Annotated in this window: 1 protein-coding gene and 1 pseudogene; both read right to left on the bottom strand. The window is 56.5% G+C overall.

Annotation, left to right across the window (positions count from 1 at the left end; translation table 11 throughout):
• Nucleotides 1-187 precede the first annotated feature (187 nt).
• Nucleotides 188-274 (bottom strand): annotated as a pseudogene (locus K309_RS43665) (hypothetical protein); the annotation flags it as partial.
• 606 nt (nucleotides 275-880) lie between these two features.
• Nucleotides 881-1,900, bottom strand: a complete 1,020-nt coding sequence (locus K309_RS0134600; protein WP_029050436.1) for a zinc-dependent alcohol dehydrogenase family protein — start codon at nucleotides 1,898-1,900, stop codon at nucleotides 881-883.
• Between the last annotated feature and the right edge of the window lie 314 nt (nucleotides 1,901-2,214).

Raw genomic sequence — 2,214 nt, 5'->3', positions numbered from 1 at the left:
GAACGCTTTGCTGCCAAGCTGAAGCCCGACGACCACGTGGTACTCGAGGCGACCGGCAACACGATCGCCATCGCGAACGTGCTGACAGGTCATGTCGGCAAGGTGATTGTCGCCAACCCCTGCAAGTCCGCCTCATGGCGACAACCGAAGTCATGGGCTTGGTCATCGAGTAGATCCGGAAGATGCTGTCCTTGCTCATGGGCGTGCCATGCACCGGATCCTGCTGCCCCACAGCTTCGAAGTAGGCGACCTGGCCGTTCCGCACGATCAGCATCACTGCCCCTGGCACGCATTTGAATTCCACCTGGGATCGCATCCAGCGAGAAGCGACAGCGCAACGCTGAGTCTTGCGAATGTTGGAGGAATGAGCATTATGGGAGTCTCCGTTGGTGAATTGGGGGCAGGACACGGCCACCGGCCGGTGGCCAGCAGGATCTAGGGCGTGCTCTTGAGCGAGGAAAGTTTGCTCGTGCTTATCTCCGTTGCGTTGGTCGCTCACGAGTTCACTGGAGGCTGCGCCGTGCCTGCTAGGCGTTCCGGCACCAATCCAAACAAAGATATCCCGAAACGCCGGCGTGAACATATCTCAAGCTGGTCGCAATTCGTAGAAAACCGCCACATCGCCGTCGAGCAGCTAATGGGATAGGAATTCAATCGTTGGCCTCGCGGCGGTGCCCGTCTGTGGAGGTGCAGCAGGTAGTCCCCAAGCTGGTTGATATGTTCGCGCCGGTAAGGCAAACGCACCTTCAGCACCTCGGCATCAACGGGGTGCCTTTTCCTTTTTCCTGCAATGCCTTGAGCATGCGATTCGATTGCGGATATCCTGCGTAGTTCTGTCTTCACGCATTTGTGCCCCTATTGCGCATTCGAGCCGACGACATCACACCGAGTGGCGAATACAGATCTTTCCGAAATGCTTGCCTGAAGCGAGGTAATGCATTGCTGAATGAAGCGCCTCGAATGGGAATATGCGATCGACCACGGGTCGCAATCTGGTCGCTTCGAAATGGGTTAGCATTGCTTCCAAGTCGGCACGGCTGCCGACAGTGATTCCTTGCAACCTGATGTGCCGCGTTACAACCTGGCCAAGTGGAATTTTTGGATCAGAACCGGAAAGGACACCGATCAAGCTGATTGCTCCTCCTGTCCGGACAGCGCGCACGGACTGGGCTAGCGTATCTGCCCCCCCGACTTCAACAATGTGATCGACGCCGACGCCCCGCGTATGCTCTCTCACCGTGCGCCACCATTGTGGCTCCTTCTCGTAATTAATCAGGTAGTCCGCTCCAAGCGACTTCGCGCTGGCAAGTTTCTTGTCGCTGGAAGACGTAATGATCACGACCGCGCCCAGTGACTTCGCAATCTGGAGCGCAAACAGAGAGACTCCGCCAGTCCCTTGCACGAGGACGGTTTCCCCTTGCTTCAGTCGCCCCTCGGTGATCAGGGCTCGCCACGCCGTTACACCCGCAGTAGGCAACGTTGCGGCTTCAAAATCAGAGAGGTAGGCGGGCACACGGCATACCCCTTCCTCGGGTATCACCAAATGGGTCGCCATGGTTCCATCCTGCTCGCAACCCAAGCTAGATTGCATTCGTTCGGCGTTTGGTGCACCGTCCACCCACGTTTGATAAAAGATCGGGCATACACGCTCACCTACCTGAAACCGAGTTACCCCAGCGCCTACGGCATCAATGACACCCACACCATCGCTGAGTACGATGAGTGGCAGATCTTTCATTCGCTTCCCGTAACCGTGGCTAGGAATAATGAGATCGCGATAATTTAAAGCCGCAGCCCGCATCTTGAGACGCACCTCCCCTGCGGCTGGCTGAGGCATCGGTTTCGACGCCATCTGGAGATGCTCGATGGACCAGTCCTGGTCAACTTGAAATACACGCATCGTATGTTCCTCTCTACGCTTTGGTACTCGCACCTACCGTGCGATAGCCCTTCAGAAAATCTCAGCAGCGGCAACTACCTCGTGTTGACCGGCTTATGAGCCAAGTGAACCGCGCCAGAAACCGTGGAGGCTGGTTGGCTTAAGTTAATAGCGGTTCGGTGGCAGGCTTTTTAAGCTGCCGGTAGTAGTTTGCCTCAGCTTCGGCGGGCGGGATATAGCCTAGATACTATGAATGAAGGCAGGTCGGTAACGCACGCGAAGCGATCCTAAAGTAAAGGTGCCACCCATTCACCTTGGAGTACGTCATGCAACCG

It is taken from the genome of Cupriavidus phytohabitans, assembly GCF_000426345.1.
Lineage (GTDB): Bacteria > Pseudomonadota > Gammaproteobacteria > Burkholderiales > Burkholderiaceae > Cupriavidus.
Note: the sequence above shows the minus strand (reverse complement) of the source record. Positions and strands in the feature narration are given on the sequence as shown.

Excerpts from the sequence above, each read along its gene's own strand:
- K309_RS0134600 (WP_029050436.1), bottom strand. The coding sequence starts at position 1,900 with ATGCGTGTATTTCAAGTTGACCAGGACTGGTCCATCGAGCATCTCCAG.